Consider the following 25,346-nt stretch of genomic DNA (forward strand, 5'->3'; position numbering starts at 1 on the left):
TCGGTAACGTGGCGGACAACGAGCGGTTGGCGAGCCTGACGCCCGTCCAGCGGCATCAGGCGGCGGCGCTGGCCCTGTGGCGGTGGCGTACGCCAGTGCTCGCCTTCGAGCTGGATGAGGAGTGGGGAGTGGACCCCTCCATCCTGGAGTCGTTGTTCCGACTCGCCGCGGCGCCTCCGGGAGAACGGTCCAGTGGCGCGTACCGGCAGGGAATCGCCGAGTTGTCCGCGGCCCCGCTCTTCGCCTCCGAAGTCGACCCGGACACGATCCAGCTGGTCCAACTGGAGACCATCGACAGCCTGTTGACCTTCGGCGAGCTACTGGACGGGTCCGGCCCGGACGAGGTCGAGCGGATGCTCGAGCGCTCGTCGCACCTGGCGGGCTACCTCGACGATCTCATTGCGGGCTCGTTCCACTCCCACCCCTCCGAGGATGCCCACCACGCGTACCTCGCCGGCCTGGAAGCCGGAGCGAGTGGCGGCCGCGGATATCTCGGCGCACGGGAGTTCGCCGTCGAATCCGCGTGCCACGAGGCCATCCAGCGCCTCCCCGCTCACGTAGGGCTGCCCGATTCATCCGCCGGTCGCGAGCTGCTCGCGCTGTGCCACGAACTCGGTGAAGAGCTCGCCGCGACCCTGCGGTGGCTTCAGCCCGACGGGCTTCGAGCAGTCAAGCCCCGAGCCGGACGCTGAGCTGGGTGCCCAGTTCCTCGAAGCCCAGGGCCAGTGCCACGCGCTGTGATGCGTACGAGCGCGCTCTCCACTGCGGCAGCAGACCGGATCCGAGGGCGTGGGCCACCGCCGCGGATGCCACGGCCCGGGCCAGGTGGCGGCCTCGGCAGTCCGGGGCCACCAGCACGCTCATGTGGGCGACCGACCGCGGCCAGGTCCGGTACCCGGCCGCGGCCACCACCTCGTCGCCCCGGCGGAGCAGGAACGCGGGCGAGGAGATGTCCTCCAGACCGCTTTCGCCGGCCTCCTCCTCCCCCGCAAGGGCCAGCAGCCGCGCCACGCCGCCGTCGCCGACCGGCGCCTCCTCGACCCCGAGACCTTCGTGCGCGGGAAGGAACCCGGCCCGGTCGAGGTAGAACAGCGAGGCCGGCCCGAGTACGTCGCGTACGGGCAGCAACGCCCCGAGCCGCGCGGCGTCGACGAGTTCCTCCCGGGTCAGCTTCCGTGCCGCGTCGGCCACCATCGCGGCGGTCCGTGCGCTCGGTGCGGTGGCGATGGCAGCGTCGCCGATCCGCACGATCCCGGTCCACGACGGCGGACTCAGCCGCGACCCGGGCGCGACCACGGCCTCCACCACCGCAGACGGGGAGAACGCGACGGGGACACCCGCCAACTCCACCCACAGCTCCCGGGCCCGGACCAGCAGGAGATCGTCAGCCGTGGTCACGGGTTCGGGTGTCGTGCTCTCCGTCCACTCACGCTGGGTCCGCGCCCGCTCCATGCGGCCGGCGATGTCCGTCTTCGACGCCGCGTCCAGGGTCTCCGCGAGCTCGTCGAAGGTGGCGGGCAGCACGTCGAGCAGGCTCAGGATCTGCTCGCCGGTCCGGACGGTCAGCAGCAGTTGGCACCTCCACTGCGGTGACACCTCGGGACGGTGGCCCAGTTGATGCACGAGTACCGGGAACAGGTAGTGACTCGCTCCCTCCGCGACGTGCTCCCGCAGCCAGTCGACCGGCAGCCGCTGGCTGAAGCCGTACGCGGCGGCTTCCCGCTCCAGGGCGAGGAGCCGGTCGGTGTCGACGGCTCGGATGGTGCGGGGAAGCGCGCGAGTCATACCTGGATGATGCCAAGGACCCCGCCGCACAGGGGCCCGTGGCCTACTTCTCGGCGTTGTGCGCCTTCTCGGCGATGTCGCCGAGAACGGTGGCGGGCCGGCCTCCGGGCTGTACGGCCTTGCCGATGTTCTGCTTCATGTCCTGGCTGACCCCGGCCCAGGACTTCTTGCCGACGGGGTAGAGGCGCGAGGAGGGCAGCGCCTTGAGGAAGACCTGGAGCTGGACGGTGGCCGGGTCGGTGGAGTTCATCATCTCCTGAGACCCGGTGGTCGTCGCGGGGAGCAGTCCGTACTTGCCGGTGAACTCGGCGACGTTCTTCGCGTCGTAGAGGTGATCGAGGAAGCGGCCGGCCTCCTTGGGGTGGCCGTTCTTGAAGGCCATCGCCCAGTCGGCGACACCCATCGCCGTCGGTTCGGAGCCGTCCTCGGTCGGCATGGGCACGACGCCGATCTTGACGCCCTTGTCCTGGGCCTGCTTGATCAGGGTGGGGTGCCCGTTGAGGATGCCCACCTCGCCGCGGATGAAGGCGTCGAAGGCGCCCTGGCGGTCGAGCTTGCCCGGCTCGACCGCGCCCGTGAGGCCTTGGCCGACCATCTTGTCCCGCAGGAACTCGAAGGTCTTTATGTTCTTCGGGGAGTTGATCGTGTAGGTCTCGGATTCGCTGGTGTAGCCGCCGCCTCCCGACAGCATCCACATCATCGACTCGCCCTGCGCCTCCTCCGGGCCCAGCGGCAGGGCGAACGGGGTGGGGACGCCCGCCGCCTTGAGCTTCTTCGCGGCGGCCACCAGGTCGTTCCAGGTGCGCGGCTGCCAAGGACTGCCGTCCTTGGTGATGCCGGCGTCGGCGAGGAGGGTCTGGTTGTAGAACATCAGCCGGGTGCTGGCCACGAAGGGGAGGCCGTACTGGGTGCGGCGGACCTTGCCGGCCTCCGCGAGCGGGGCGAGGAAGTCGGCCTCGGTCTTGATGGAGAGGATCTCGTCGGCGGGGTAGAGCTTGCCGGCGTTGGCGTAGTCGGCGTAGGCACCGATCTGCGCGATGTCGGGGGCCTTTCCGTCCTTCACCATCTGGGCGACCTTGGCATCCACGTCGTTCCAGGAGACGACGTCGACTTCGACCTTCACGCCTGGGTTCGTTCTCTCGAAGTCGGCGGCGAGGCGCTCCCAGTAGGGCTTGGAGCTGTTGGCCGGATTGTCGCCGTACTCGGCGGCCACGACGTGCAGGGTGACGCCGCCCGCGGCACTGCCGGTGCCGCAGCCGGTCAGGGTGATGAAGGTCAAGGTGAAGACGGTGACAGCTGCCGTGAAGGTCGGGAAGGAGCGCCGCATGATGTGGTCCGCCTCTCATCACATGATGACTACTGGGCGTATGGTCTACACCACCAACCGGCCACTTCCACACCCCTCGGCAGCACGCATTTCGATCACGTTTGCCTAGAGCCTCCGGTTCGGCCGCGTCCTCGTTCGAAGGACCCGTACGGCGTTTCTCCCCGGAGCCGCGCGGGACACCGATATCAAGATCCAGTCCCCGCTCCTGGATTGGAACCCCCATGTTCTCGAACGTTCTCCGCGTGACCGCCGGCGCCGCACTCGCCGCCGGACTGCTCACCGGGCCCACCGGTTCGACTTCGGCCGCCTCCACCTGCGCTTACACGCCCGCCGCGAAGGCGGCCAGGAACGTCGGAAGCCCGCCCGCCGATGTCCGGGGCCTCCGGCCGTATTCGGCCACGCTCGACACCAGCCATGGCGCCGTCACCTTCGCGGCCGATACGGCGAAGGCGCCGTGCACCACGAACTCCTTCGGGCACCTGGCCCGCCAGAAGTACTTCGACGGGACGAAGTGCCACCGGCTCACCACCGCCGGCATCTTCGTCCTGCAGTGCGGAGACCCCACCGGCACCGGATCCGGCGGGCCCGGCTACGAGTTCAAGGACGAGAACCTCAGGGGCGCCACCTATCCGGCGGGCACCGTCGCCATGGCCAACGCCGGGCCCGGGACCAACGGCAGCCAGTTCTTCCTCGTGTACAAGGACACCCGCCTGCCCCCGAACTACACCCCGTTCGGCAGGATCACCGGCAGCACGCGGGTACTGGACCGGATCGCCGAGAAGGGCACCAAGGACGGCCGGAGCGACGGAGCACCCAAGCAGGACGTGATCATCAACACGGTTCGGATTCACGCGGGTTAGGTCCCGCATGCGGCCGTGTCCCGGCGGCAGCGAGATCCGGCCAGGGCGGGCACGCCGCCCTGGCGCCCGCGCGCCGGGCCGGGTTTCACTGCGGGCCCATGAGACGACACAGGATCATGGGCGCGCTCGGCGCGCTCGCCCTCGCGGCGGCCACCCTCGCCACCGCGGGCCCTGCGGGGGCGGCCGAACCCGGCGGCACGCCCGCGACGGCCGCCCCCGCACCGGCGGGGCCCGGCACGGAGCCGCCGCCCGCCGAGTTCGGAACCGACTGGCACGACCCCCTCACCGCCACCCCGCCGGTGGAGCGCCCGGCGTCCCGGTCCTGCCAAGTAACCCTCGCCGAGGCCCAGTTCCGCGACTTCACCCCCTATAAGGGCAGCTACGCACCTCCCACCGCCTGCGGAGCGGGCGACTGGGCGAAGGTGGTCCTCCGTCTCGACGGCAAGGTCAAGGGCCGCCAGTTCGACCGCCTCGGCCACCTCTCCGTCGGCGGCGTGCAGATCTTCCACACCTCCACCCCGGAGCCCTCGCCGGACGGCATCACCTGGTCCGTCGAGAAGGACGTCACCCACTACCGCGACACCCTCAGCCGCCCGCAGCCCGTCGAGATGCTCATCGGCAACGTCGTCAACGACACGTACACCGGCGTCATCGACGTCAAGGTCACTCTGACCTTCTACGCGGCCGAGGACCGCTCCGGATCCGGCCGCTCCGGCCGTACACCGGACCGCGTCCTCCCGCTCACCGCGCCGGACGTCGCCCTCCCCCGCAACACGGAGCGGCTGATCGCCGAGGTCTACGCCACGGGCTCGGGCGGCGGCTGCGAGGAGTACTGGTACCTGACCACCCCGGACGCCGCCCCGTACTCCTGCAAGGCGGCCGACGGTCCGTACCGCGAGGTCCGGGTCTCCGTCGACGGCCGGCTCGCCGGCATCGCCGCGCCCTTCCCCCACGTCTGGACCGGCGGCTGGTCCAACCCCTTCCTCTGGTACGTCACCCCCGGCCCCCGCGCCTTCGACGTCCAGCCGATCCGCTACGACCTCACCCCCTACGCCGCCCTCCTCAACGACGGTCGCGCGCACCGCATCGAGGTCTCCGTCGCCGGAGTTCCGGCCGGGCAGAGCGGCTGGCGGGCTCCCGCCAATCTGCTGCTCTGGCAGGACGCGGCCCGTGAGGTCGTCACCGGGGCCCTCACCCGCCACGACCAGAGCGATCCGGCCAACTCCACGCGCTGGACGCCCGCCGCACCCGGCGCCGAGCACCGCCTGGACACCGAGGGCGGCCACCGGCTGACCGTCACCGGATACCTGGACACCTCGCACGGCCGGGTCACCACCACCGTCAGCCGCACCGTGCACAACACCTCCGTCCACCGCTGGACCGAGGGCGAGGACCGTGACGCGCTGACCGCCAACTGGACCGACCAGGAGAGCGTCACCCGCGGGACGACCACCACCAGGACCCACCGCACGTACACCATGGACGGCGAGACCACCCTCGGTGCGGGCGACCGGCTCCGCACGGTCATCAAGCTCGGCGACCGCGCGGACACCGTCACCTCGCGCGGCGGACGGGAGATCGACCGCACCCGGCTCGACGACCAGTACACCGGCGACGCGACCTACACGGCGAACGTCCCGCGCGACCAGCGGCACGCGGTCGCCACCACCACCGCCCGCTACCGGCTGTACGGAACCGGGGCGCCGGGCGGATGCTACGACCACACCGTGGCCACCGTTCAGGGCACCGTCACGCAGGACCGCCACCGCTGTTGACACCGGCGCGCCCGCCGATGACCGGCCGGGTTTCGACCGGGGCCCGGCCACGCGCTCGGCGTGGCCGGGCCCGTGGCCTGGGAGCGTCCTGCCGATCGCCGGGCAGGCAGGCCACTGGGCAGGGGTTTTCGATGGAAGCATGACTTCCGCGCACCCGATCGGTAACAGGACCGCCCCGGGCAGGAGAGCCCGCGCCGACGGTGTCGCAGACTGGGCTCGCAGCCGAGAGCCGAGAGCGGCCGCGCACTGGCGAACGACCGGGGGAACACCATGAACACTGCCGCCCGCAAGACCCGCGGAAGCCGGAAGGCCTACGTCCTCGGGGCGTCGACGGTCATCGCACTGCTCGCGTCCACGGCGTGCGGGCCGAACCCGGCCCAAGGTCCCGAGGACCGCACGCCCTCGGTCCGGCCGAGCACGTCCGGCTCGGCGACGCCCGGCCCCGGCACCGGCAACACCGGCGGCAGCGGCGACCCCGTCGTGGCCTGCGCCGAGGGAGACCTCTCGTTCACCGCCACGAACCACGACGAGGCAGGCGTCAAGTACGCCAAACACCTCCTCCTCACCGTCACCAACACCGGCAGCAAGAAGTGCACCATCCACCACTATCCCGTCGTGATGCTCGGCGCCGATTCCCAGGCCCCGACCCCCGTGATCAAGGAGAGCGACCCGAAGGCACCCGCCACCATCGCTCCGGGTGAGAAGGCGTACGCGGCCCTGCTCGTCCGGGGAGGCCACAGGGACGAGTACGACGCGAAGACCATCACCCTCAGGCTCCAGGGTCCCAAGCCCGGCAGCGTCTCCGCCAAGTCGAACAAGGTCGACTTGACCGGCCTCGCCACGCTGTTGGCCGACGACGGGCAACTCGTCACCTACTGGAGGACCGCCTCCGACACGGCCCTGGACTTCATCATGTCGTCCTGACGGCCCGGGAAAATGTGTCGAACGCGGAGTCGGGCTCTGAGAAGGTCCTGAGTGTCCCGGAACTGCCGCGAAAGGAAGCCCGTGCCGCGTGCTGTCACATTGATTCGCTCCGCCTCCCTGTCCGATGTCGCGGAGTACTCCTACGCGGCCACGGCCCCGGCCGAGTCGCGACTGATCTTCCTGGCCGGAGCATGTCCTCTGAACGAGGACGGCTCCACCGCGGCGATCGGGGACGTCGCGGGGCAGGCGGCCAAGGCCGTGGAGAACATGCGGACCGCTCTGACGGACTCGGGCGCGTCACTGCGCGATGTCATCAGCACCCGTGTACTCGTCGCCTCTCACCGGCGGGAGGACCTGGTGACGGCGTGGGAGGTCGTCCGGGACGCGTTCGGTGACCACGACGTGCCCAGCACCTTGATGGGTGTCACCGTGCTCGGCTATGACGGTCAGCTCGTGGAGATCGAAGCCGTCGCCGCCGTGCTCGATTCCTGAGCCGACGGGCCGTTCCCGCCGGGAGACCCACCTCCCCGCCCGGTGTCCCGAAGGGCGCCGGGCGGGGGTCCTCGCGGAGTGTCAGCAGCGCGGACAGGCGTCGCGGATCACGCGCCAGGTGAAGGTGGTCGAGCCCGTCTGCCCGATGCTGTCCCTGATGGTGACGGTCACGGTGCGGGTGCCGTAGCTGCGCACCACTCCGGAGATCAGACCGGTCGAGGGATTGATCGACGTGCCCGTGTGCAGGTTGACGGCCGAGAAGGTGTACGGCGGGACTCCTCCCATGCCGATCATCTGCTCCCGGACGCTGTCCCACTGGTAGTCGGTCCGGTTGCCCGACCCGGCCACGATCGGCTTGTCCAACGCGGTACGGACCACCGGGGCGGCGGGCTGCGCGCCCCCGGCCGCGGCCGGGGTGACGGGCACCGCCAACAGGGCGCCCAGGCCGAGGGCGAGCGCCGCCAGGCGACGCAGGGTGTGCGAGGACGTTCTCAACATGACCTCCGAACTCGTCGGGAGGCGCCCGGCGTTCCGGTGTGGTTCCCGGACACCGACCGCCTCCTGCATCGGGTGTGAGTGTGCGAGGTGCCGTGGAGCCCGCGCATCATAGGCAGCGCCGGGACGATGCGTCGACGGGGGCTCGGGGGCCTCCCCGTCGTTCGTCCGGATCCGGTGGGCGGGTGTCCGAGTCCGTTCGTTCAGGACTCCCGAAGCGGTCGGGCGCCCGTCGGACGCCCTAGGCGTCGGCCTCGCGTTCGGCGTCGGCGGTGTAGGTGAACCGCGCCATGCAGAACTGGGTGACGGGGCCGACGGCGAGGGCGTACAGCACCGTACCGACGCCCACGGTGCCACCGAGCAGCCATCCCACCAGGAGCACGGTGACCTCGATCAGGGTGCGGACGAACCGGATGGAGCGGCCGGTCACGGCGACGGCCCCGGTCATCAGCCCGTCCCGGGGGCCGGGCCCGAAGCGCGCGCCCACGTAAACGGCGATGGACAGCGCGTTGAGCAGGATCCCCGCGAGGAGCAGGGCGATGCGGGTGGGAAGCCCCAGGTCTACGGGGACGAGCAGCAGTCCGAGGTCGGAGGAGAACCCGAGGACGGCGATGTTCGCAAAGGTGCCGAACTTCGGCCTCTGCTTGAGCGGGATCCACAGCAGGAGCACGACGACGCCGACCAGGGTGGTGACGGTGCCGAAGCTCAGGGGGGTGTGCCGCACGATCCCGTCGTTGAAGACGCTCCAGGGGTTCAGGCCCAGCGAGGCCCGGACCATGAGCGAGAGGCTGAATCCGTACAGGGCCAGGCCGGTGAACAGTTGGGGCAGGCGTCGCACCGGACGCTCACCGAGGCGGACGTAGGAGAACTCGGGCACGGACGGGCGCGGGCCGGGCCCCGCCGGAGCCCCGACGGGTGCCGCTGCCCGGCGCCCCGTCCCGCGCGCCCGGCCGTCGATGGTCTCCTGCTGCATTTCGTTCGCCCCCACATGGTTCCCGCGGCCCCGTTCGAGGCCGGTGAGGTGAGTCTGCGGAGGGGGCGGCCGCGACGGCACGGCCAATTCCGGAGAACTGGCCGGTCGGTGACTCCCACCCCGGCGTCCCGTTGTCAGTGGGGCCGCTTACTGTTCGGTCAACTGATCAGGCGCGACAAGGGGAGGCAGCGTGCGGCGCTGGGAGTACGTCGAAGGAGGCTCGGCGAAGTTCTGGGAGGCCGAGGGGGAAGGCACCTCGGTGACCGTCCGGTTCGGGCGTACCGGGACGGCCGGCCAGACGCGGGTCAAGGAGTTCGCCTCGCCCGCCGACGCCCAGTCACACCTGGTCAAGGCCATAGCCGAGAAGGAACGCAAGGGCTACGCGGAGGTCGGCGCTGTCCAGGACGGCACCGCGCCCGTCGCCCCGGCTCCGGTCGCCGCCGACGGGCCCGCGGCCCCGCCCGTACTCGCGGACGAGGACTCCTTCGTCCTGCCCGCGGCGTGGAAGCGGAATCTGTATCCGCGGCGCGGCGGTGTCCGCCGGACCGTGCCCGCAGTCGACGAGGGCGCGCAGGACGAGCTGCGCCGGTGGCTCACGAGCGACGCCGAGACGGTGGAGCGGGTGCTCGCCTCGCCGAAGAGCGACCACGCGCTAGTCGAGGCGGCCCGGGCCCACCTGGCCGGCAGCCGGAACCCCGTGGGCGCGGCGGTCCTCGCGATGCTCCTGAAGCAGCGGCCGGAGTCCTACACGGTCTTCGTGGACGCCTGGGCGGGCGCCTTCGGTCTGCCGTTCGCGGCCCGCGCCGCCGTCGAGTTGCACGAGCTCCGGGTCGAGTGGACCTATCAGGGCAGCAAGCACTTCCCCGACGGGGTCTCCGAGTGTCCCGAAGCCGATCAGTACCACGGCGGCAACTGGGCCCGCAGCAGCGCCCGAACCGCCGGCGAACGCGTCAGGGCCCTGCTCTGCGTGGCCGACGAGGAGACGTACCGGGCCTCCGTCGCCGCCCTCGCCCTCCACCGGCAGAGCCCGCGCCGGCGGGTCACCGTGTCCTTCATCGTCCCCTCGGAGCAGGAGTGGGTGGACGAATGCTGCGCCGATCCGGCGATCGTCGACCACGCCATGATCCCCGTCCGGGAGATGCTGCTGTGCTCCCTGGGATCGCCGGAGCAACTCGGCCCGTTCGGTGACCGGGTGGACCTCGGCTGGCGGGGCTGGGGCACCGACGTCGTGTCGACCGTCGCCGAGGGCGTCGGGGCGGCGATGGCCCCACTGCTGGCGGGCGAGCTGGGCCGGCCCTACCTCGACGCGGACAACGCCAAGGCCCTGGCGGCAGCCCTCGCCGAGCTGCCATCCGACGCCGCCTTCGGCTCCCTCGTGGACCGCCTCGACAACAAGTACGTACGGCCGCATGTGCCCACCGCGGCGCGCCGGTTCCCCGTACGGGCGCTGCGCATGCTGGCGCAGGCCTCGATCGGCTCGGGCCGGACGGCCTCGATGGCCGGCCAGTTGCTCAACGCGCATGTCGCCGCCCACCGGGACCTGGTGCTTGCCGTGGTGGACGACCTCCCCGAGGAGCTCGCGGCGGTGATCATTCCTCTCGCGCACCGGGAAGGCCATGTGGAGGAGGTTCCGGCGGAGGCGCTGCCGGAGCTGCTGACCAGTCCGCCGTGGACGCGCAAGCGGACGGTGGTCAAGCCGCGCGTGGTCACCGGGCTGGCCGCGCCGGCCGACGCACGGCTCGTCTGGCGGACGGGAGAGCGGGAGATCTGGGCCGCCACCGAGTCGTGGGTCACCGGCCGGGAGCCGTCCTACACCCTGGACCTGCACATCAAGAACCTCCGCAAGGGCGTCCGCGTCAACGCGTGGGACGCGCTGGCGGTGTTCCTGAACGGTCCCGTCGAGGAGGTGCGTCCCCTCCTCACCGAATGGAGGGGCACCGGCTACACCCACGAGGGCGTGAACACGTTCAAGCCCCTCATCGCGCGGCACGACCTGGCCGCGCTGCCCGTGGCCGTACGCATGGCGAGCGACAACCCGACGATCATGGCGCCGGTCCTGATGCCGTTCCTCGACGCGGGCGTGGCGCGGCTGATGGCCGAGTGGCTGGTGCGGCTCAAGGTCGCCGGAGAGACCGCCCGGTCCTGGTTCGTGCGGCACGGGGCCGACGCCGCCCGGCTGCTCGTTCCCGACGCGCTGGGCCCGGTCGGGCCGGAGCGGACGGCGGCCGAGCGGGCGCTGCTGGCGATCGTGACGGCGCACGGCGCCGACGCCGTACGGGAGGTGGTGGCGGAGTACGGCCCGGAGGCCGCCGCGGCGCTGGAGCCGCTGCTCGGTTCCGATCCGCTCGCCGCGGCGCTGCCCGCACGGATGCCCAGGATGTCCGAGTGGGCCGACCCGCACGCGCTGCCGCAGCTCCTGCTCAAGACCGGCGGCGCCCTGCCGGCGTCGGCGGCCGGGCACGTGCTGACCATGCTGGCGGTGTCCACGCCGAGTGCGGAGTTCCCCGGGCTGGCCCAGGTGCGGGAACTGTGCACACCGCAGTCCCTGACCGCCTTCGTGTGGGCGCTGTTCACGGAATGGCAGCTCGCCGGGATGCCGCCCAAGGAGGCGTGGGCGCTGCACGCGCTCGGCAGGTTCGGCGACGACGGGACCGTACGCGCCCTCACTCCGGTGATCCGCGCGTGGCCGGGTGAGGGCGCGCACCACCGGGCCGTCGACGGTCTCGACGTCCTGGCCTCCATCGGCACCGATGTCGCGCTGCTGCACCTGCACGGGATAGCGCAGCGGGTGAAGTTCAAGGCGCTCAAGCTCCGCGCGCAGGAGAAGATCTCCGCGGTCGCGGCCGAGCTCGGGCTCACCGGCGAGCAGCTGTCCGACCGGCTCGTGCCGGACCTCGGTCTCGACGCGGACGGCAGCACGGTCGTCGACTACGGCACGCGCCGTTTCACCGTCGGATTCGACGAGCAACTGCGTCCCTACGTGCTGGACGAGGGGGGCAGCCGGCTCAAGGACCTGCCCAAGCCGGGCGCTCGGGACGACGCGGAACTCGCGCCGGAGGAGCGCAAGCGGTTCGCCGCGCTGAAGAAGGACGTCCGCACGATCGCCTCGGACCAGGTGCGGCGGCTGGAGGCCGCCATGGTGGACGGCCGTACGTGGACGGGCGCCGAGTTCCGTCAGCTGTTCGTGGAGCATCCGCTGATCTGGCACCTGGTGCGGCGCCTGGTCTGGCTGGCCGAGGCGGAGGGCACGGTGACCGCCTTCCGGGTGGCTGAGGACCGTACGTACGCCGATGTCGAGGACGAGGAGCTGAAGTTCGCGGACGACGCGAGCGTCTCGCTGGCCCACCCCCTGCATCTGGAGGGTGATCTGGCCGCCTGGTCCGAGCTGTTCGCGGACTACGAGATCGTGCAGCCGTTCCCCCAGCTCGGCCGGCCGGTGATGGCCGTGACCGAGGAGGAGGCCGCCGGTGCGCGGCTGACGCGGTTCGAGGGGATCACCGTCCCGGTCGGCAAGCTGCTCGGGCTGACGAAGCGCGGCTGGGAGCGCGGCGAGCCGCAGGACGCGGGGGTGGAGCGGTGGTTCTCCCGTCGGCTGGACCACGAGAGGTACCTGGTCATCCAGTTGGGCGACGGCATCGCGGTCGGGATGATCGGCGAGTTCCCGGACCAGAAGCTGGAGACCATCTGGCTCGACAGGCAGCCCTGCGACCACTGGGCCTCGCGTAAGTACCGGCTGAAGTTCGGTGATCTGTCCCCGGTCATCGTCTCCGAGGTGCTGGCCGATCTCACGGAGTTGACGTCATGACGACGAGCACGACCCCTGCGACGACGGCGGCCGCTGCCGAGCAGTTGCAGCGGCCGCCCGCCGAGGTCCGCTACGCCGGGGAACTCGCCGAGCTGCGGGCCCGCGACACCGATCACCGGCCGCCGGGCTGGCAGTTGAGTCTGCGGGCCGCCCGCCGGTTCATCGTCGGTGACGAGGAGGCGGGCATCGGCCGCAAGTTCGTCGGCGACACCGCCCTGGTCGAGCGGGCGCTGGTGGCGCTGGCGACGAACCGCGGGCTGATGCTGGTCGGTGAGCCCGGTACGGCCAAGTCGCTGCTGTCGGAGCTGATCGCGGCGGCCGTCAGCGGCGACTCCACCCTGGTCGTCCAGGGCGGCGCGGCGACGACCGAGGACCAGATCAAGTACTCCTGGAACTACGCCCTGCTCGTCTCGGAGGGCCCGTCGCAGCGTTCGCTGGTGCCGGCGCCCATGCTGACCGGGATGCGGGAGGGCCGGCTCGTCCGGTTCGAGGAGATCACCCGCTGCCCGCTGGAGGTGCAGGACTCCCTGCTGTCGCTGCTGTCCGAACGGGTGGTGGCCGTCCCGGAGCTGGAGGGCCCGGACGGGATGGTCTTCGCCCGCCAGGGCTTCAACGTGATCGCGACGGCCAACACCCGCGACCGCGGGGTCAACGAGATGAGCGCCGCGCTCAAGCGGCGCTTCAACTACGAGACGGTCTTCCCCATCGCCGACCTGGACACCGAGATCGCCCTGGTCGAGGCCGAGGCGAAGGCCCTGCTGCACCGCTCGGGCGTCACCGCGGCGCCGGACCCGGACATCCTCGAGGTGCTCGTCACCACCTTCCGCGAGCTGCGTTCCGGCTTCGGGGGCGACGGCGCGGCCACGGCGGACCCGCTCTCCTCGGTGATGAGCACCGCCGAGGCCGTGTCGGTCGCCCACGCGGTGGGCGTGCGGGGCTGGTTCCTGCGGGGCGAGCCGGGCAACGCGGCCGACCTGGTCACCTGCCTCGCGGGTACGGCGGCCAAGGACAGCCCGGAGGACCTGGCCCGGCTGCGCCGCTACCTCGAACAGCGCGTGGCCAGGCGCGGCGGGCCGCAGTGGAAGGCCCTGCACGCGGCACGCCACCTGCTGGCGGGCTGACGGTCCGATGAGCGCCACCTTCCTCGGCGTACGCCACCACTCCCCCGCGTGCGCCCGTCTGGTCGCCCGCACCATCGAGGAGCTGCGGCCCGCCCACGTGCTGATCGAGGGCCCGGCGGACCTCAACGGCCGGCTCGACGAGCTGTTGTTGGGCCACGAGCTCCCCGTCGCCGTGTTCAGCCACTACCGCGACGAGGAGCGCACCGCCACGTCCTGGGCGCCGCTGTGCGACTACTCGCCGGAGTGGGTCGCGCTGACGGCGGGCCGGGCCGCGGGCGCCGAGGTGCGGTTCATCGACCTGCCCGCCTGGCACCCGGCCTTCGCCGGGCGCACCAACCGGTACGCGGACGCGGAGGCCCGCTACGCCGAGGCGACGGCCAGGCTGTGCCGCCGCTTCCAGGTCGACTCCGTGGACGCGCTCTGGGACCGGATGTTCGAGTCGGGCGCCGGGGACGGGCCGGATGAGGGCTCTGCGGAGCACGGACTCGCGGCCCGGCTGGAGGCGTACTTCGACCTCGTGCGCGGCGACGCGCAGGCCGACGAGGGCGACCGGGCCCGGGAGCGGTACATGGCCTCCTGGGTGCGGGCGGCCCTCGCCTCGGCCGGCGGGCGCCCCGTACTCGTCGTCACGGGCGGGTTCCACCGGCCGGCCCTGCGCACCCTGGCCGCGGAGCCGGCGCCGGAGGACGACGGCGGCTGGCCCCGGATACCGGCGCCGCCGGAAGGCGCGGTGGGCGGCAGCTTCCTGGTGCCGTACTCCTTCCGGCAGCTCGACTCCTTCGCCGGGTACCAGTCCGGGATGCCCTCGCCCGCCTACTACCAGCGGTTGTGGGAAGCCGGTCCGCACGCCGCGGGCGACCACCTCGTACGAGCGGTCACCGGGCGGCTGCGCGCTCGCGGTCACCCGGTGTCCACGGCCGGGCTGATCGCCGCGCGCGGTACCGCGCTGGGCCTCGCCGCGCTGCGCGGCCAGGCGCTGCCGACCCGCCTCGACCTGCTCGACGGCCTGGCCGGCGCGCTGATCACCGACGCCCTCGACGAGCCGCTGCCGTGGACGCGGCGCGGACCCCTGCGCCCCGGTTCCCACCCGGTCGTCGTGGAGATGGTCGCCGCCTGCGCGGGCGACCGCGTCGGGCGGCTGCACCCCGACACGCCCCTGCCGCCGCTCGTCCACGACGTCGAGGCGCGGCTGGCCGCGCTGTGCCTGGAACCGGGCCGGGAGCGTCCCGTCGGCCTGCGCCTCACCGATCCCGCGGACCTGAACCGCAGTCAGGTGCTGCACCGGCTGCGGGTCCTGGGCATCCCCGGCTTCACCCGGGTCGCCGGCCCCGCGCACGGCACCGACCCGGTGTTCACCGAACGCTGGGAACCCCGTGCGGAGCCCGGCCGGGAGGCCGCGCTCATCGAGGCGGGCGCTTTCGGCGCGACCCTCGACGAGGCCGCGGCCGTGGCCCTCGACGAGCGGATGCGCGAGGCCGGCACGGAGCCCGAAGCGCTGGCCGGCGTCCTGTTCGACGCCGTGGTGTGCGGAGCCACCCGGGTATCGGGCCGCCTGGTCGCGGAGCTCGCCGCCGGGCTCGGGCGGGCGAGCGCGCTCGGACCCCTGGGCGAGGCCCTGCACACGGCCCTCGGACTGTGGCGGCACGACCGGGTGTACGGCGTGGCCCGGGACCCGCTGCTCGCGGCCGCCGTGGACACCGCGGTCGGGCGCGTCCTGTGGCTGGCCGAGGGTGTTCAGGGGGCGGGCGGCCCGGACCGCGGGCGGCTGCGCGCCTTGACCGCCCTGCGGGACGCGCTGCTGCACGCCGCGCCCCTGCTGTCGGTGACGCGCGAGGCCGCGGCCGGGGTGTGCCGCCGGATCAGCGCGGACCCCGCGGCCCCCGCCGACCTGCGCGGCGCGGCCTTCGGACTGTGCCGCGTCCTGGCCGATGCCGACGGGCTCGGCCCTGACGCGGGAAACCCCGGCTCGGGCGGCCTCCGCGCGGACGGCGCCGGCGCGGACGGCGCCGGCCCGCCCGGCCTGGACGCGGGCGCCGCGATCCGCGCGGCGGCCGACCCGGCCGCGCTCGGCGACTGGCTGGCGGGCCTGTTCGCCCTGGCCCGTACCGAACTGACCGCGGGCGGCGGCCCCGAACCGCTGATCGACGTACTCGACGAGCTGGTCCGCGCCATGCCCGAGACGGAGTTCCTGGCGGGCCTTCCGGCCCTGCGGCAGGCGTTCGCGTACTTCCCGCCCCGCGAGCGCGAACGGATCGCCGCCCGCCTGATCGAACGGCGCGGCGTGCGCGGCTCAGCCCGCTCGCTGCTGCGCGTCACCGCCGATCCGCTGCTGATCGCGCGGGCCCGGACCCTGGAGGACCAAGTGGAGCGCACCCTCGACCGCTACGGCCTGCGGGCGGCTCCGTGACCGCCCCCGGCCCGCACCCGGCGGACGCCCCCGATCCCGGCCTGGAGCGGTGGCGGCTCATCCTGGGTGCGCCCGCCGAACGGTGCACCGGCCCGCTCGGCGCCGAGGCCGCTGCCCGCGACGCCGCCCTGGACTGGCTCTACGGCCGCGACACCGAGCAGGCCCGGCGCGGCGTCCGCCCCGGCGCGCAGGCGCGCGAGGGAGGCGACGGGCCCTCGGTGGTCACCGCGGTCGACTGGCTCGACGACATCCACCGCCTCTTCCCCAAGGAGACCATCGAGCGGCTGGAGCGCGACGCCGTCGAGCTGTACGAGATCCACGAGATCGTCACGGACCCGGCGGTGCTGGAGCGGGTGGAGCCCAACGCCACCCTGCTGCGCGCCGTGCTGCGCACCAAGCACCTGATGAACCCCGAGGTGCTGCGGCTGGCCCGCCGGATCGTGGAGACGGTGGTGCGCCGGCTCCTGGACAAGCTGACCCCCGAGATCCGGCGTTCGTTCACGGGTACGCGCTCGCGCCGCCCGAGCCTGCTGGCCTCGGCCCGCGACTTCGACTTCCGCGGTACCGTCCGCGCCAACCTGGCGCACTACCAGCCGGCGGAGCGCCGCATCCTGATCGAGCGGCCCCGGTTCCATTCGCGCACCCGCAAGCACCTGGAGCAGTGGCAGCTCATCCTGCTGGTGGACCAGTCCGGTTCCATGGTCGACTCGGTCATCCACTCCGCGGTCACCGCCGCGAGCCTGTGGGGGCTGCCGGGGCTGAAGACCCATCTGGTCGCCTTCGACACCAGCGTGGTGGACCTGACGAGCGGTGTCACCGACCCGGTCGAGCTCCTCATGCGCGTCCAGCTCGGCGGCGGCACCGACATCGCGCGGGCGGTGGACTACGGCACCCGCCTGATCGACAACCCGAGACGCGCCATCGTCGCGCTGATCACCGACTTCTACGAGGGCGGGGACCCGTACCGGCTGGTGCGCGGCGTCCGCGCGCTGACCGGGCAGGGCACGACCGTACTGGGTCTCGCCGCGCTCGACGAGGACGCGAACCCGGCGTACGACCGGGAGACCGCGCAGCGGCTCGCCGACGCCGGCGCGCACGTCGGCGCGATGACGCCCGGTCAGCTGGCCGAGTTCGTCGCCGAGAGGCTGGGCCGATGACCGGGACCACGACGGGAACGTCCGGGGGGACCGGGACGACCCGCACCGATCTGCTCGCCCTGGACCTCGACACCCTCGCGGCGCTCGCCAACCGCGGGCTGGTCAAACGCGCCGCGAAGGAACTCGACGCGGGCGCCGGGGCGGTGCTGTCCGAGGAGGAGGACGGCACGCTCCACGGCACGTTCCCGGACGGTACCGAGGCCTCGCTCCCGCCGGCCGCGGGCCTCGACCAGGGCGCATGCACCTGCGGAGCTCCCGGGATCTGCCGACACGTCCTCGGGCTGGTCCTGGCCTGCCAACGCGCGGCCGCGGGCTCGCTCGCGGCCACCGGTGGCAACGGCGGGACCGGTACCTCGAGCCATGGCTCCGGCGATGGCGCGAGCGATGACGGAGCCACGGCGCGATCCGGTGACTCCGGGGCGGCTCGGGGCGATGGCGGAGCCACGGTCCGGACCGATGACGGGGCTCAGGCGCGGACCGGAGACGAGGCCGCGCCCCGGGCCGATCACGAGGCCCCGGCGCGGGTCGCCCGGGTGCCCTGGTCGCCGGGCGCCATCGACGACGACGCCCTGAGCGCCGCCGTCGGAGCGCGCTCCGTGGCCACCGCCCGGCGCACCCTGGCCCGCGGTTACACCGCCCGGCTGCACCACCCCACCGCCGAGTCGCCCGCCGCCTGGGCGGAACTGCCCACCTGCACGGTACGGTTCCCCGTCCCCGCGCCGGCCGGCATCGGACACGCGGTCACCGATGCCGCCACCGCCCGCCGAGGGGAGGTCATCGCGCTCGCGGTCTGGGCGTTCCGGGCCGCGACCGAGGCCGATCCGGCCGATCCGCCCGCCCAGATCGACGTGGGAGGGAGCGGCGGCTGGGCGCACGCGGGCGGCCCGGAGACGGGCGCGGCGGCCGCGCTCCTCGACGACCTGCTGCTGGACGGCGCGGCCCACGCCGGCCCGGTCCTGGCCACCGCGCTGCGCCGGACCCGGGAGGAGCTGTCCGCCCGCGCCCTGCACTGGCCCGCGGGAATCCTGGCCGACTTGACCGAGCAGCTCGACGACCACGCCGCCCGGGGCGCCCGCTACCGCGCCGAGCGGTACGCCGCGCTGATCACCGAGTTCCACGCACGGCTCCGAGCGGCCTCCCGCGACACCGGGCTCGCCGCGTCCCAGGTCCTGGGCTCCGGGGAGCGTGGCGACACCGCTCTGCGCCGGGTCCGCCTCACCGCGCTCGGCTGCCGGATCAGCGGTACCCCGGGCGACCGGACCGCGGAGGTGTTCCTCGCCCACGCCGGTGCCGGCACCGGCCTCGTGCTGCGCCGCAGGTGGGAGCTGGCGCCCGGACAGGAACCGACCGGGCCCGAGCTGGCTCCCCGGCGGCTGGCGGGCTCCTCGCTCGGCGCGGTGGCCCGCGCCAACCTGGTGAGCGAGAGTGCCTCCCGTACGCCCGGGTTGTCCGTCACCATCGGGGCGGGGCGGCTGGCCTCGACGAGCGTCACCCCGGTCGGCTCGGCGTGGGCGGATCTGCCCGAGCCCCTGCTGGTACGGGACTTCGCCGCCCACGCCCGGGAACTGGACCGGCTGCCGCCCTACCTGGTCCGGCCGCGGACCGAGGCCGGCTCCGTACGCGTGGTCGAGGTCCAGGAGGTCGGAGAGCTGGGGTACGACCCGGCCGAGCAGCGGCTGGAGGCGACGGTGCGCGATGCGTACGGCGCCGTCGGGGTGGTGTCGGCGACCCACAACCCGTACAGCCCGGGTGCGTTGGACGTGCTCGCCGAGTGCCTGGACGGCGGCCGGGGCGAGGTCCGCCGCGTGAGCGCTTTCGTCCGCGTGACGGGTGACGGGCTCGTGTTCGACCCGATCGCCGTCATGACGGCCGAGGGCGTGGTCGTCCCCGACCTGACCCCCGCCGCCGGCTCCCGCCTCGTGCCGAGTCTGTTCCCGCGTCCGCGGGACCCGCTCTCCGAGGCGATGGACGGTGCTCTGTCCGCGATGGCCTCGGCGGCGGGACTCGGCCTGCGCCACCTCGGCGGCCCCGCCCGCGCCGGGCTCGAGGAGTCCGCCACCGCCTTGTCCCGGACGGGCCTGACGACCGCGGCCGGCCTGGTGCGGGGCTTCCTCGGCGCCCTGCGCGAGGAGGGCCCGGAGGCGGCGGTGCGCCCGTGGCTCGACGCGCAGATCCACCTCCTGACCGCCCTGGAACTCCACGCCCGCGCCACGTGAGCCGTACGCCGTGAACCCGACGCACGCTCGGCGTTCCGGACCGGGAGGAAGCCCGGTGGGGGGCCAAGGCCTCGGAGGATGACGGGTGCCTCCCCCACCCAGGGGAAGCACCCGTCCCGCCCTCACCCCGGGCCGCTGATCGAGGGGCCGCCGGCCGAGCGCGTGTCGATCATGGTGGACTGACGGCATGTCGACACTGCCGCATCGCCTCTTCGAGGCCCTCGACCGATTCCACGAGGCCCACCCGTGGGACCACAACGCCCATTACCACCGGTGGATCATGCGACAGCTCCCCCCGCGCTTCGACCGGGCCCTGGACGTCGGTTCGGGCAGCGGAGACCTCGCCCGGCTCCTGAGCTCGCGTGCCGCTTCGGTGCAGGCCCTGGATGCCGACCCCACGATCGTCGCCCGGGCCAGGGAGCTCACCGGGCGCACCGTCCCGGTGCGGTTCACCGTCGGAGACGCGATGACCGAGCTGCCGCCCGGCCCCCATGACGTCATCACGTGTGTCGCCACCCTCCACCACCTGCCGTTCACCGACGCCCTGACCCACCTGCGCGAGCACGTGGCACCCGGTGGGACCCTCGTCGTCGTGGGAGTCGCCCGTGCGCAGTCGGCCGGCGACCACCTCCTCGGCGCCGTCGCCGTTCCGGTGAACGTCGCCATGGCGTGGGCCAAGAACAAGGGGCGACGGGTACCGCGGCCGGCCTCGATGACCGCTCCCACCCGGCCGGCGACCCTGAGCTTCGCCGGCATCGTCCGTGAGGCCCGCCGCGTTCTGCCCGGCGTCCGGCTGCGCCGCCGCCTGTTCTGGCGCTACACGCTGGTCTGGCACCACAACTGACGATCCGCCACAGCGCGAACGCTCCGAAGCCACCGCACACGGAAAGGAGATAGGTCGGCCATCGACATATGTCGGCTGGCGAGCTATCGTGATCGTTGTGAACGATCAACCTCTGCGGGAACCGACCCTGCTCATCCTCACCGCGATCGCCGATGCCCCACGGCACGGATACGCGATCGCCCAGGAGGTCGAGAAGATCTCGGAAGGCCGCACGAAAATGCGCACGGGAACGCTGTACGGAGCCCTGGAGCGACTCCTGGAACAGGGGCTCATCGCCGTCCACGAGGAGGAGGTGGTCGACGGACGCAGGCGGCGCAGCTACGCCCTGGCGCCGCACGGGCGCGAGATCCTGGCCGCCGAGGCGGCCCGTATCGCACACACCGCCGAGGAAGCGACCCGGCGTCTGGAGCTCGGCGGGTTCGGCGGGTTCGGCAAGGCGGTGACCGCATGACCGCGCTGCTGAGGCTCTATCCGGCCGCCTACCGCCGGGAGTTCGGCGACGAGATCGCCGACGCCTACCACCGGGCCACCGAGGGCACGGACAGGCCGGCACGGATGCGCGAGGCCTCCGATGTGATCGGGCACGCGCTGCGCATGCGCCTCGGGCTGGGCTCGTCGGGACGCGCCGGACGGTTCCTCGCGGCTCTGGCACCGTTCGCCGTCGTCGCACTCGGCGTGCACGCGGTGATCTGGTCCCGGCTGACGGCCCCCGCTCTCCGCGTCGGCCACCTGATCGACGAGGTCGGCCCCACGGTTCTGACGGGCGCGGCCAGCATCGTGACACTGGTGGGCGCTGTCCTGGCCCTGACGGGCCGCTGGACGATGGGCGCGTGGACCGTACTGGCAGGCACCGGCTCGATCTTCGCTTCCCAGGCGATGCGGCTCGGATTCGGCATCGAGTTCGCGGTCGTCACCAGCGGGCCCTTCCTCCTCATGGCACTGGTGGCCGTACTGTGCCCGCCCGATCTGCGTCCCGTCCTGCGCCGGCGCACGGCGACCGGCGTGGCCGCCACGCTGGCGGGGGCGGCCGCACTGACCGCCGCGCCGGTGGCACTGCCGCTGCCGTACGGGGTCGGCGGGCTGTGCACCGCCGTGGCGATGGCCGGCGGGCTGGTGCCGGCCGGGCGGCAGGCGTTCGCCCGGCTGCGCACGGCACCCGCGGCCCTCCTCGCGGGCCTGCCCTTCGTCCAGCTCAGCATGTTCACCGGGATGGTGAACTGGTTGTTCCTGCCCGCCGTTCTGGGACTGCTCCTGGCCGCGTCCGCGGTGGTGAGCGTCCGCCGCCGCCGGGGCGGCTCCACCCCGGCGGTCTGAATCCCGGGGGACCCGCGGCAGCGCAGGGAACCGACAGCCCACCAGGTCACCGGCCCGGTGGGCTTCGGCTTGCTCTCAGCCGGTGCGCAGGATCCGGAAGCGATCGGGGTCCGCGGGGTCCCGGTCGGCGACTTGGATCGGTGCCCAAGTCCATTGCCACACGTCGATGCCCGGCGTGCGGGAGAACCGGATCGGCCCGCGGGTGCCCTCGACCTCCACGCGGGGCCATGCCCCGGCGACGGCCGTACGGTCCGCGCCGTGGGAACGCAGCACCTCGGCGAGGACGGTGACGGTGTCCCAGCCCTCGAAGGCGACGAAGGAGGGCGGTTCGCCCAGCCGCTCGCGGAGCTCCTTCCCGACGCGTTCGCCGAGAGGACCGAACCGCTCGGGCAGGTAGCGCAGGAACGGGATGCCCGAGCCGTCCTCACCCAGCGCCGCGGCCCATTCGGCGAACTCCGGCTGTCCGGCCGGAGCTCCGATCAGGATGTCCGCAAGCCGCCGGTCGCCCCGTACGGCCCGGACGATCGGCACCGCCGGCTCCGGATGGCCGGCCAGCAGCAGGAGCGCCGTCGCGCCCTGGCCGACGAGCTCGTCGCACAGGGCCTCGGGGGTGAGCGCGTTCGCGTCGAGTTCGACGACGGTGCCACCGCGGGAAGCGACGTGGTCCCGCAGGATGCGGGTCCCGGACGCCCAGTAGACGCTCGGCTGGGTCGCCACGGCGATCCGGCTCCGTCCCGCGTCGAGGAGGAAGTCTGCGTAGATCCGCCAGCCCCGGGACTGGGCCGGGGCCAGCCGCGCGACCCACTCCGTCGGCTCCTCGGTGAGCGCGTCGAGCACCGCGGAGGAGCAGAGGAACGGCACGCCGAGGGCGTCGGCCCGGGCGGCGGCGGCTCGGGCGACGACACTGTGGTACTCCCCCACCACGGCGGCCACGCCCAGGCCGCCCAGTTCGTCCACCGCCGCGGCGGCCCGCTCCGGATCGGCTGCGGTGTCCCGGACCACCAGCTCCAGCGGCCTTCCGTCGATCCCGCCGGCGTCGTTGACCTCACCAACGGCCAACTGCAGCCCTGCGAGCAGGTGTCGGCCCGCCTCGGCCCAGCCGGGCCTCGTCAACGGGACAAGAGCGCCCAGGAGGACGGGCGGCGATGGTGGCGTGTTCATCGGGTGGAGTCTCCCCTTGGACTGTGGGTGTGCGGCCGCGGGCTCGGGCGCACCCGGATGATCATGCCCTTCATACCTGACTACGTGCAGGGCCGGACGTCCGCGTACGATGCGGCCAGCGACTGAACTCGTTCAAATAGGGGGGGCACATGCGGAGGCTTTCACGGCAACGGCTCGGGCGCGTGCTGTGGTCGGCGTTGGCGATCGAGGCCGTGGCACTGGCGGCGGCTTTCGCACTCTCGGACCCCACAAGGCTGAGGCCCGACTATGCGGGTGGCGGCCTTCTCACCCTCGGCGCACTCGCGGCCGAGTTCCTGGCGATCGTGGCCTTCGCCAACGCCCACCTGCGCCAGAGGCCCGAGGCGGCCTGGTGGGCGGCCGCTTCGGCGACGGCCGTCCCGGCGGTAGGGGTGATGCTGCTGATCGCGGGGACGGGTGGCTGGTTCGTCTGGTGCGGCATCGCGCTGCTCGCGTCCGCCGCCGGCGTCCTCGTGAGCCTCTGGCGCGGGTCGCCGCCCGAACCGGGTGACGGAGGCGCTGCCGGAGCCGACGGGGCCACCACGCGCCGTACGGGACGGGCCGCGGTCGCCCTGTCCGCCGTCGCGCTGGTGACGGCCATCTCGATGGCCGTCACCGGGCCGGGAATGGAGGACGTGGACTTCTCCGGAACGTGGACGGCATCAGGGCGCGACCTCACCCTCACGCTGACCGACGGAGCCCACGGACAGGGCGGTAAGTACACCTTGCGGTCGGGAGAGTGTACGGAGGAGGCGACCTGGAACCTCGACTACCCGCAGATGACGACCTCCGTCCAGGTCTGGCTGAACCAGGGCGAGGCGACGCACTGCCTCCCGGGCGGCACCCAGGTCATGGTTCGCGTCGCCGGCGGCACCGTGGCCGCCCCCGTCCTCAGCCTCCCCGGCCCGGACGGGACCGCCTGGCTCCTCACCCGGCAGTGAGCGCGCCGGTGGCTACGCCGCCTCGAGGACGAAGAAGAGGAAGCAGGTCTTGGTCGACAGGGCCTGGAACTCCTCGGGGAACAGTTCCCGGGCGGCCGGGTCGGGCTGCGGCTCGCTGAAGCCGGAGAGACGGAAACCGGCGGTGGCGAAGGCATCCGTCATCGCGTGCAACGGCCTGCGCCAGAACTTCATGGGGACGGACTGGCCGTTGAACGTCCAGTCGAAGGTATAGCTGGTGGTCGCGAAGTAGTCGGGCCGGGGATCCTGGAACGCGTAGGCCACGAACGGGTGGTCCACCGACGCGATCAGCCGGCCGCCGGGCCCGAGCACGCGCCGCAGTTCGGCGAGAACCGGCTCCCAGTCCTCGAGGTAGTGCAGCACCAGCGATGCGACCACGCCGTCGAACTCGCCGTCGGCGAACGGCAGAGGGCCGCGCAGGTCGACCTGATGCAGGGCCGCGTCGTCACCGAGCCGCCGTCTCGCCAGCACCAGCATCCCGGCGCTGGCGTCGATGCCGGTGACGACCGCACCGCGATCGCGCAGCGCGGCGGACAGCGCGCCCGAGCCGCAGCCGGCGTCCAGAATCCGACGGCCGGCCACATCTCCGGCGAGGGCCAGCATCCCGGGCCGCTCGTAGTACGCGTTCACGAGGTTGTTCTCGTTCTCCGCCGAGTACGCCTCGGCGAAGCCGTCGTAGTCGTTCACCCGGACCGGATCGGCGGACTGGGCGAATCCCTCGGGCGCATCCGTTGCACGTTCCATCGCCGCAGCCTAGTAGTCACATTATTTGACTGCTCGTTGTTGCCCGGCGCAGGGACAGGGCGAAGGCGCAGCTGGTGAATGCCAGGACGGCGATCGGTGGTGGGGGCAGGAGCCAGATGGATGCGGCCAGGGTTGCCAGGGAGGTGGCCAGGGTGATGCGTCCGAAGGCGGAACGGCGCTCGACGAGGGTCGGTGCGTGGCGGACGGCGGCGAGGAGGAGCAGGCCGCAGGCGATGGTGAACAGGGACATCACGATGCTGATGCCCTGGAAGACGTCGAGGGTGGTGCGTTCGATGCCCAGCAGGGTGAGGGCGGATTCCCGCATCGCCTCGTCGGCGGCCCGCTGTTGCGGGGTCTTGGTGCCCAGCGTCTCCAGCATCGCCGCGAGGACGAGATGGCCGGTGCCCAGGGCCACGAAGCCGCGTGCGCCGAGCACGAAGGGGCGGACCGCGTCGGACCGGCCGGTGTCGGGGCGGAGTCTGGTCCTGGTTCTGGTTCTGGTGCTCATTGCTTCTCCTTGGTGTTCGCGTCGACGTCGGCCGGGGCCGGCGGGGGCTGCCAGGCGAGGACCTCGTCCAGGGCTCGGAGCGCGAGCTTCTGGGGGGTGACCCGAACCGCCAGGTTGCGGAGGGACGCGGCGAACGGGTGGGTGAGCTGGGCGAGTTCGCCGAGGCGGCGGGAGCGGCGGCTGATCCGGGTGGTGCGGCGGAGTCGGGCCGTCGTGTAGGCGGCGAGCGCGGCGCGCACGTCGTCGGAGTCGAGGAGGTGCGCGGCGACGACGGCGTCCTCGATGGCCTGGCACCCGCCTTGGCCCATGTTCGGCGTCATCGCGTGGGCGGCGTCGCCGAGCAGGGCCACCCGTCCGTCGTGGAACCGGGGCAGGGGGGCGGCCAGTTCGTAGAACTCGTGGTGGAGTACGGCGGCCGGGTCGATCCGGTCCAGCAGCGCGGGTATCGGGTCGTGCCACTC

At 72.9% G+C, this 25,346-nt stretch carries 22 protein-coding genes; 14 read left to right on the forward strand and 8 right to left on the reverse strand.

Annotation, left to right across the window (positions count from 1 at the left end; all coding sequences use genetic code 11):
- The first annotated feature begins 8 nt into the window (after positions 1 to 8).
- On the forward strand, positions 9 to 692 hold the full coding sequence (locus tag ACWGDE_RS08550) for a hypothetical protein (RefSeq protein WP_453388237.1): 684 nt from the start codon (positions 9 to 11) through the stop codon (positions 690 to 692).
- Here ACWGDE_RS08550 and ACWGDE_RS08555 read toward each other — a convergent pair.
- Together ACWGDE_RS08555 and ACWGDE_RS08560 are read right to left on the reverse strand one after the other, a co-directional pair.
- On the reverse strand, positions 670 to 1,785 hold the full coding sequence (locus ACWGDE_RS08555) for a GNAT family N-acetyltransferase (protein WP_453388238.1): 1,116 nt from the start codon (positions 1,783 to 1,785) through the stop codon (positions 670 to 672). The two genes, ACWGDE_RS08550 and ACWGDE_RS08555, sit on opposite strands and share 23 nt — an antisense overlap.
- Positions 1,786 to 1,828: 43 nt before the next feature.
- Complete coding sequence (locus ACWGDE_RS08560) at positions 1,829 to 3,112, reverse strand: extracellular solute-binding protein (protein WP_453388239.1); 1,284 nt, start codon at positions 3,110 to 3,112, stop codon at positions 1,829 to 1,831.
- Positions 3,113 to 3,333: 221 nt separating this feature from the next.
- On the opposite strand from ACWGDE_RS08560, the gene ACWGDE_RS08565 reads away from it, so the two are divergent.
- The 4 genes from ACWGDE_RS08565 (at position 3,334) to ACWGDE_RS08580 (ending at position 7,163) form a co-directional block, all read left to right on the forward strand.
- Positions 3,334 to 3,972 (forward strand): peptidylprolyl isomerase, encoded by a 639-nt coding sequence (locus ACWGDE_RS08565; RefSeq protein WP_453388240.1) that lies wholly within the window; start codon positions 3,334 to 3,336, stop codon positions 3,970 to 3,972.
- A gap of 98 nt (positions 3,973 to 4,070) precedes the next feature.
- Positions 4,071 to 5,747, forward strand: a complete 1,677-nt coding sequence (locus tag ACWGDE_RS08570) for a peptide-N4-asparagine amidase (protein ID WP_453388241.1) — start codon at positions 4,071 to 4,073, stop codon at positions 5,745 to 5,747.
- Between the two features lie 270 nt (positions 5,748 to 6,017).
- Positions 6,018 to 6,671 carry a DUF4232 domain-containing protein gene (locus tag ACWGDE_RS08575; protein WP_453388242.1) on the forward strand — a complete coding sequence of 218 codons (654 nt, stop codon included), beginning with the start codon at positions 6,018 to 6,020 and terminating at the stop codon, positions 6,669 to 6,671.
- Positions 6,672 to 6,752: 81 nt separating this feature from the next.
- Positions 6,753 to 7,163, forward strand: coding sequence for a RidA family protein (locus ACWGDE_RS08580; RefSeq protein ID WP_453388243.1), 411 nt, complete (start codon positions 6,753 to 6,755; stop codon positions 7,161 to 7,163).
- Positions 7,164 to 7,244: 81 nt separating this feature from the next.
- On the opposite strand, the gene ACWGDE_RS08585 is transcribed toward ACWGDE_RS08580, so the two are convergent.
- Both ACWGDE_RS08585 and yczE read right to left on the reverse strand, forming a co-directional pair.
- Positions 7,245 to 7,661: an Ig domain-containing protein gene (locus ACWGDE_RS08585; protein WP_453388244.1), complete on the reverse strand. Its 417-nt coding sequence runs from the start codon at positions 7,659 to 7,661 to the stop codon at positions 7,245 to 7,247.
- A 238-nt stretch (positions 7,662 to 7,899) separates the two neighbouring features.
- Positions 7,900 to 8,631: a membrane protein YczE gene (gene yczE / locus ACWGDE_RS08590; RefSeq protein WP_453388245.1), complete on the reverse strand. Its 732-nt coding sequence runs from the start codon at positions 8,629 to 8,631 to the stop codon at positions 7,900 to 7,902.
- A 190-nt stretch (positions 8,632 to 8,821) separates the two neighbouring features.
- Between yczE and ACWGDE_RS08595 the strand changes: the two genes are divergently transcribed.
- The 8 genes from ACWGDE_RS08595 to ACWGDE_RS08630 all read left to right on the forward strand — a co-directional run bounded on the left by ACWGDE_RS08595 (position 8,822) and on the right by ACWGDE_RS08630 (position 21,495).
- Positions 8,822 to 12,436 carry a WGR and DUF4132 domain-containing protein gene (locus ACWGDE_RS08595; RefSeq protein ID WP_453388246.1) on the forward strand — a complete coding sequence of 1,205 codons (3,615 nt, stop codon included), beginning with the start codon at positions 8,822 to 8,824 and terminating at the stop codon, positions 12,434 to 12,436.
- The gene (locus ACWGDE_RS08600; protein ID WP_453388247.1) at positions 12,433 to 13,557 is read left to right on the forward strand and encodes an ATP-binding protein; all 1,125 of its coding nucleotides are present in this window, start codon (positions 12,433 to 12,435) and stop codon (positions 13,555 to 13,557) included. Before ACWGDE_RS08595 ends, ACWGDE_RS08600 begins: the two co-directional genes overlap by 4 nt.
- A gap of 7 nt (positions 13,558 to 13,564) precedes the next feature.
- A complete protein-coding gene (locus tag ACWGDE_RS08605; protein WP_453388248.1) occupies positions 13,565 to 15,964 on the forward strand; it encodes a DUF5682 family protein in 2,400 nt (799 codons plus the stop codon).
- Positions 15,961 to 17,121 (forward strand): VWA domain-containing protein, encoded by a 1,161-nt coding sequence (locus ACWGDE_RS08610; RefSeq protein ID WP_453388249.1) that lies wholly within the window; start codon positions 15,961 to 15,963, stop codon positions 17,119 to 17,121. The genes ACWGDE_RS08605 and ACWGDE_RS08610 overlap by 4 nt, the downstream gene beginning before the upstream one ends.
- Positions 17,118 to 19,337 (forward strand): hypothetical protein, encoded by a 2,220-nt coding sequence (locus tag ACWGDE_RS08615; RefSeq protein ID WP_453388250.1) that lies wholly within the window; start codon positions 17,118 to 17,120, stop codon positions 19,335 to 19,337. Before ACWGDE_RS08610 ends, ACWGDE_RS08615 begins: the two co-directional genes overlap by 4 nt.
- A gap of 187 nt (positions 19,338 to 19,524) precedes the next feature.
- Positions 19,525 to 20,181, forward strand: coding sequence for a class I SAM-dependent methyltransferase (locus ACWGDE_RS08620; RefSeq protein WP_453388251.1), 657 nt, complete (start codon positions 19,525 to 19,527; stop codon positions 20,179 to 20,181).
- Between the two features lie 97 nt (positions 20,182 to 20,278).
- Entirely contained in the window at positions 20,279 to 20,632 is a 354-nt protein-coding gene (locus ACWGDE_RS08625; protein WP_453388252.1) for a PadR family transcriptional regulator, read from the forward strand.
- Entirely contained in the window at positions 20,629 to 21,495 is an 867-nt protein-coding gene (locus tag ACWGDE_RS08630; RefSeq protein ID WP_453388253.1) for a hypothetical protein, read from the forward strand. Before ACWGDE_RS08625 ends, ACWGDE_RS08630 begins: the two co-directional genes overlap by 4 nt.
- A 75-nt stretch (positions 21,496 to 21,570) precedes the next feature.
- Here the strand turns inward: ACWGDE_RS08630 and ACWGDE_RS08635 are convergent, their stop codons facing one another.
- On the reverse strand, positions 21,571 to 22,656 hold the full coding sequence (locus ACWGDE_RS08635) for an ABC transporter substrate-binding protein (RefSeq protein ID WP_453388254.1): 1,086 nt from the start codon (positions 22,654 to 22,656) through the stop codon (positions 21,571 to 21,573).
- A 149-nt stretch (positions 22,657 to 22,805) separates the two neighbouring features.
- Here ACWGDE_RS08635 and ACWGDE_RS08640 point away from each other — a divergent pair, with 149 nt between their 5' ends.
- A complete protein-coding gene (locus tag ACWGDE_RS08640; protein WP_453388255.1) occupies positions 22,806 to 23,615 on the forward strand; it encodes a hypothetical protein in 810 nt (269 codons plus the stop codon).
- 12 nt (positions 23,616 to 23,627) lie between these two features.
- Here the strand turns inward: ACWGDE_RS08640 and ACWGDE_RS08645 are convergent, their stop codons facing one another.
- From ACWGDE_RS08645 to ACWGDE_RS08655, 3 genes are all read right to left on the reverse strand, one after another.
- The gene (locus ACWGDE_RS08645; RefSeq protein ID WP_453388256.1) at positions 23,628 to 24,377 is read right to left on the reverse strand and encodes a class I SAM-dependent methyltransferase; all 750 of its coding nucleotides are present in this window, start codon (positions 24,375 to 24,377) and stop codon (positions 23,628 to 23,630) included.
- A gap of 16 nt (positions 24,378 to 24,393) precedes the next feature.
- On the reverse strand, positions 24,394 to 24,885 hold the full coding sequence (locus ACWGDE_RS08650; protein ID WP_453388257.1) for an LIC_13387 family protein: 492 nt from the start codon (positions 24,883 to 24,885) through the stop codon (positions 24,394 to 24,396).
- The coding region (locus ACWGDE_RS08655; protein WP_453388258.1) for an FAD-dependent monooxygenase at positions 24,882 to 25,346 on the reverse strand (465 nt) is incomplete at its 5' end. The genes ACWGDE_RS08650 and ACWGDE_RS08655, both read right to left, overlap by 4 nt.

The sequence above is a fragment of the Streptomyces sp. NPDC054956 genome (assembly GCF_053609185.1).

Excerpts from the sequence above, each read along its gene's own strand:
- ACWGDE_RS08605 (WP_453388248.1), top strand. The coding sequence starts at position 13,565 with ATGAGCGCCACCTTCCTCGGCGTACGCCACCACTCCCCCGCGTGCGCC.
- ACWGDE_RS08650 (WP_453388257.1), bottom strand. The coding sequence starts at position 24,885 with ATGAGCACCAGAACCAGAACCAGGACCAGACTCCGCCCCGACACCGGC.
- ACWGDE_RS08570 (WP_453388241.1), top strand. The coding sequence starts at position 4,071 with ATGAGACGACACAGGATCATGGGCGCGCTCGGCGCGCTCGCCCTCGCG.
- ACWGDE_RS08635 (WP_453388254.1), bottom strand. The coding sequence starts at position 22,656 with ATGAACACGCCACCATCGCCGCCCGTCCTCCTGGGCGCTCTTGTCCCG.
- ACWGDE_RS08575 (WP_453388242.1), top strand. The coding sequence starts at position 6,018 with ATGAACACTGCCGCCCGCAAGACCCGCGGAAGCCGGAAGGCCTACGTC.
- ACWGDE_RS08560 (WP_453388239.1), bottom strand. The coding sequence starts at position 3,112 with ATGCGGCGCTCCTTCCCGACCTTCACGGCAGCTGTCACCGTCTTCACC.
- ACWGDE_RS08565 (WP_453388240.1), top strand. The coding sequence starts at position 3,334 with ATGTTCTCGAACGTTCTCCGCGTGACCGCCGGCGCCGCACTCGCCGCC.
- ACWGDE_RS08630 (WP_453388253.1), top strand. The coding sequence starts at position 20,629 with ATGACCGCGCTGCTGAGGCTCTATCCGGCCGCCTACCGCCGGGAGTTC.
- yczE (WP_453388245.1), bottom strand. The coding sequence starts at position 8,631 with ATGCAGCAGGAGACCATCGACGGCCGGGCGCGCGGGACGGGGCGCCGG.
- ACWGDE_RS08615 (WP_453388250.1), top strand. The coding sequence starts at position 17,118 with ATGACCGGGACCACGACGGGAACGTCCGGGGGGACCGGGACGACCCGC.
- ACWGDE_RS08645 (WP_453388256.1), bottom strand. The coding sequence starts at position 24,377 with ATGGAACGTGCAACGGATGCGCCCGAGGGATTCGCCCAGTCCGCCGAT.
- ACWGDE_RS08585 (WP_453388244.1), bottom strand. The coding sequence starts at position 7,661 with ATGTTGAGAACGTCCTCGCACACCCTGCGTCGCCTGGCGGCGCTCGCC.
- ACWGDE_RS08640 (WP_453388255.1), top strand. The coding sequence starts at position 22,806 with ATGCGGAGGCTTTCACGGCAACGGCTCGGGCGCGTGCTGTGGTCGGCG.
- ACWGDE_RS08620 (WP_453388251.1), top strand. The coding sequence starts at position 19,525 with ATGTCGACACTGCCGCATCGCCTCTTCGAGGCCCTCGACCGATTCCAC.
- ACWGDE_RS08555 (WP_453388238.1), bottom strand. The coding sequence starts at position 1,785 with ATGACTCGCGCGCTTCCCCGCACCATCCGAGCCGTCGACACCGACCGG.
- ACWGDE_RS08600 (WP_453388247.1), top strand. The coding sequence starts at position 12,433 with ATGACGACGAGCACGACCCCTGCGACGACGGCGGCCGCTGCCGAGCAG.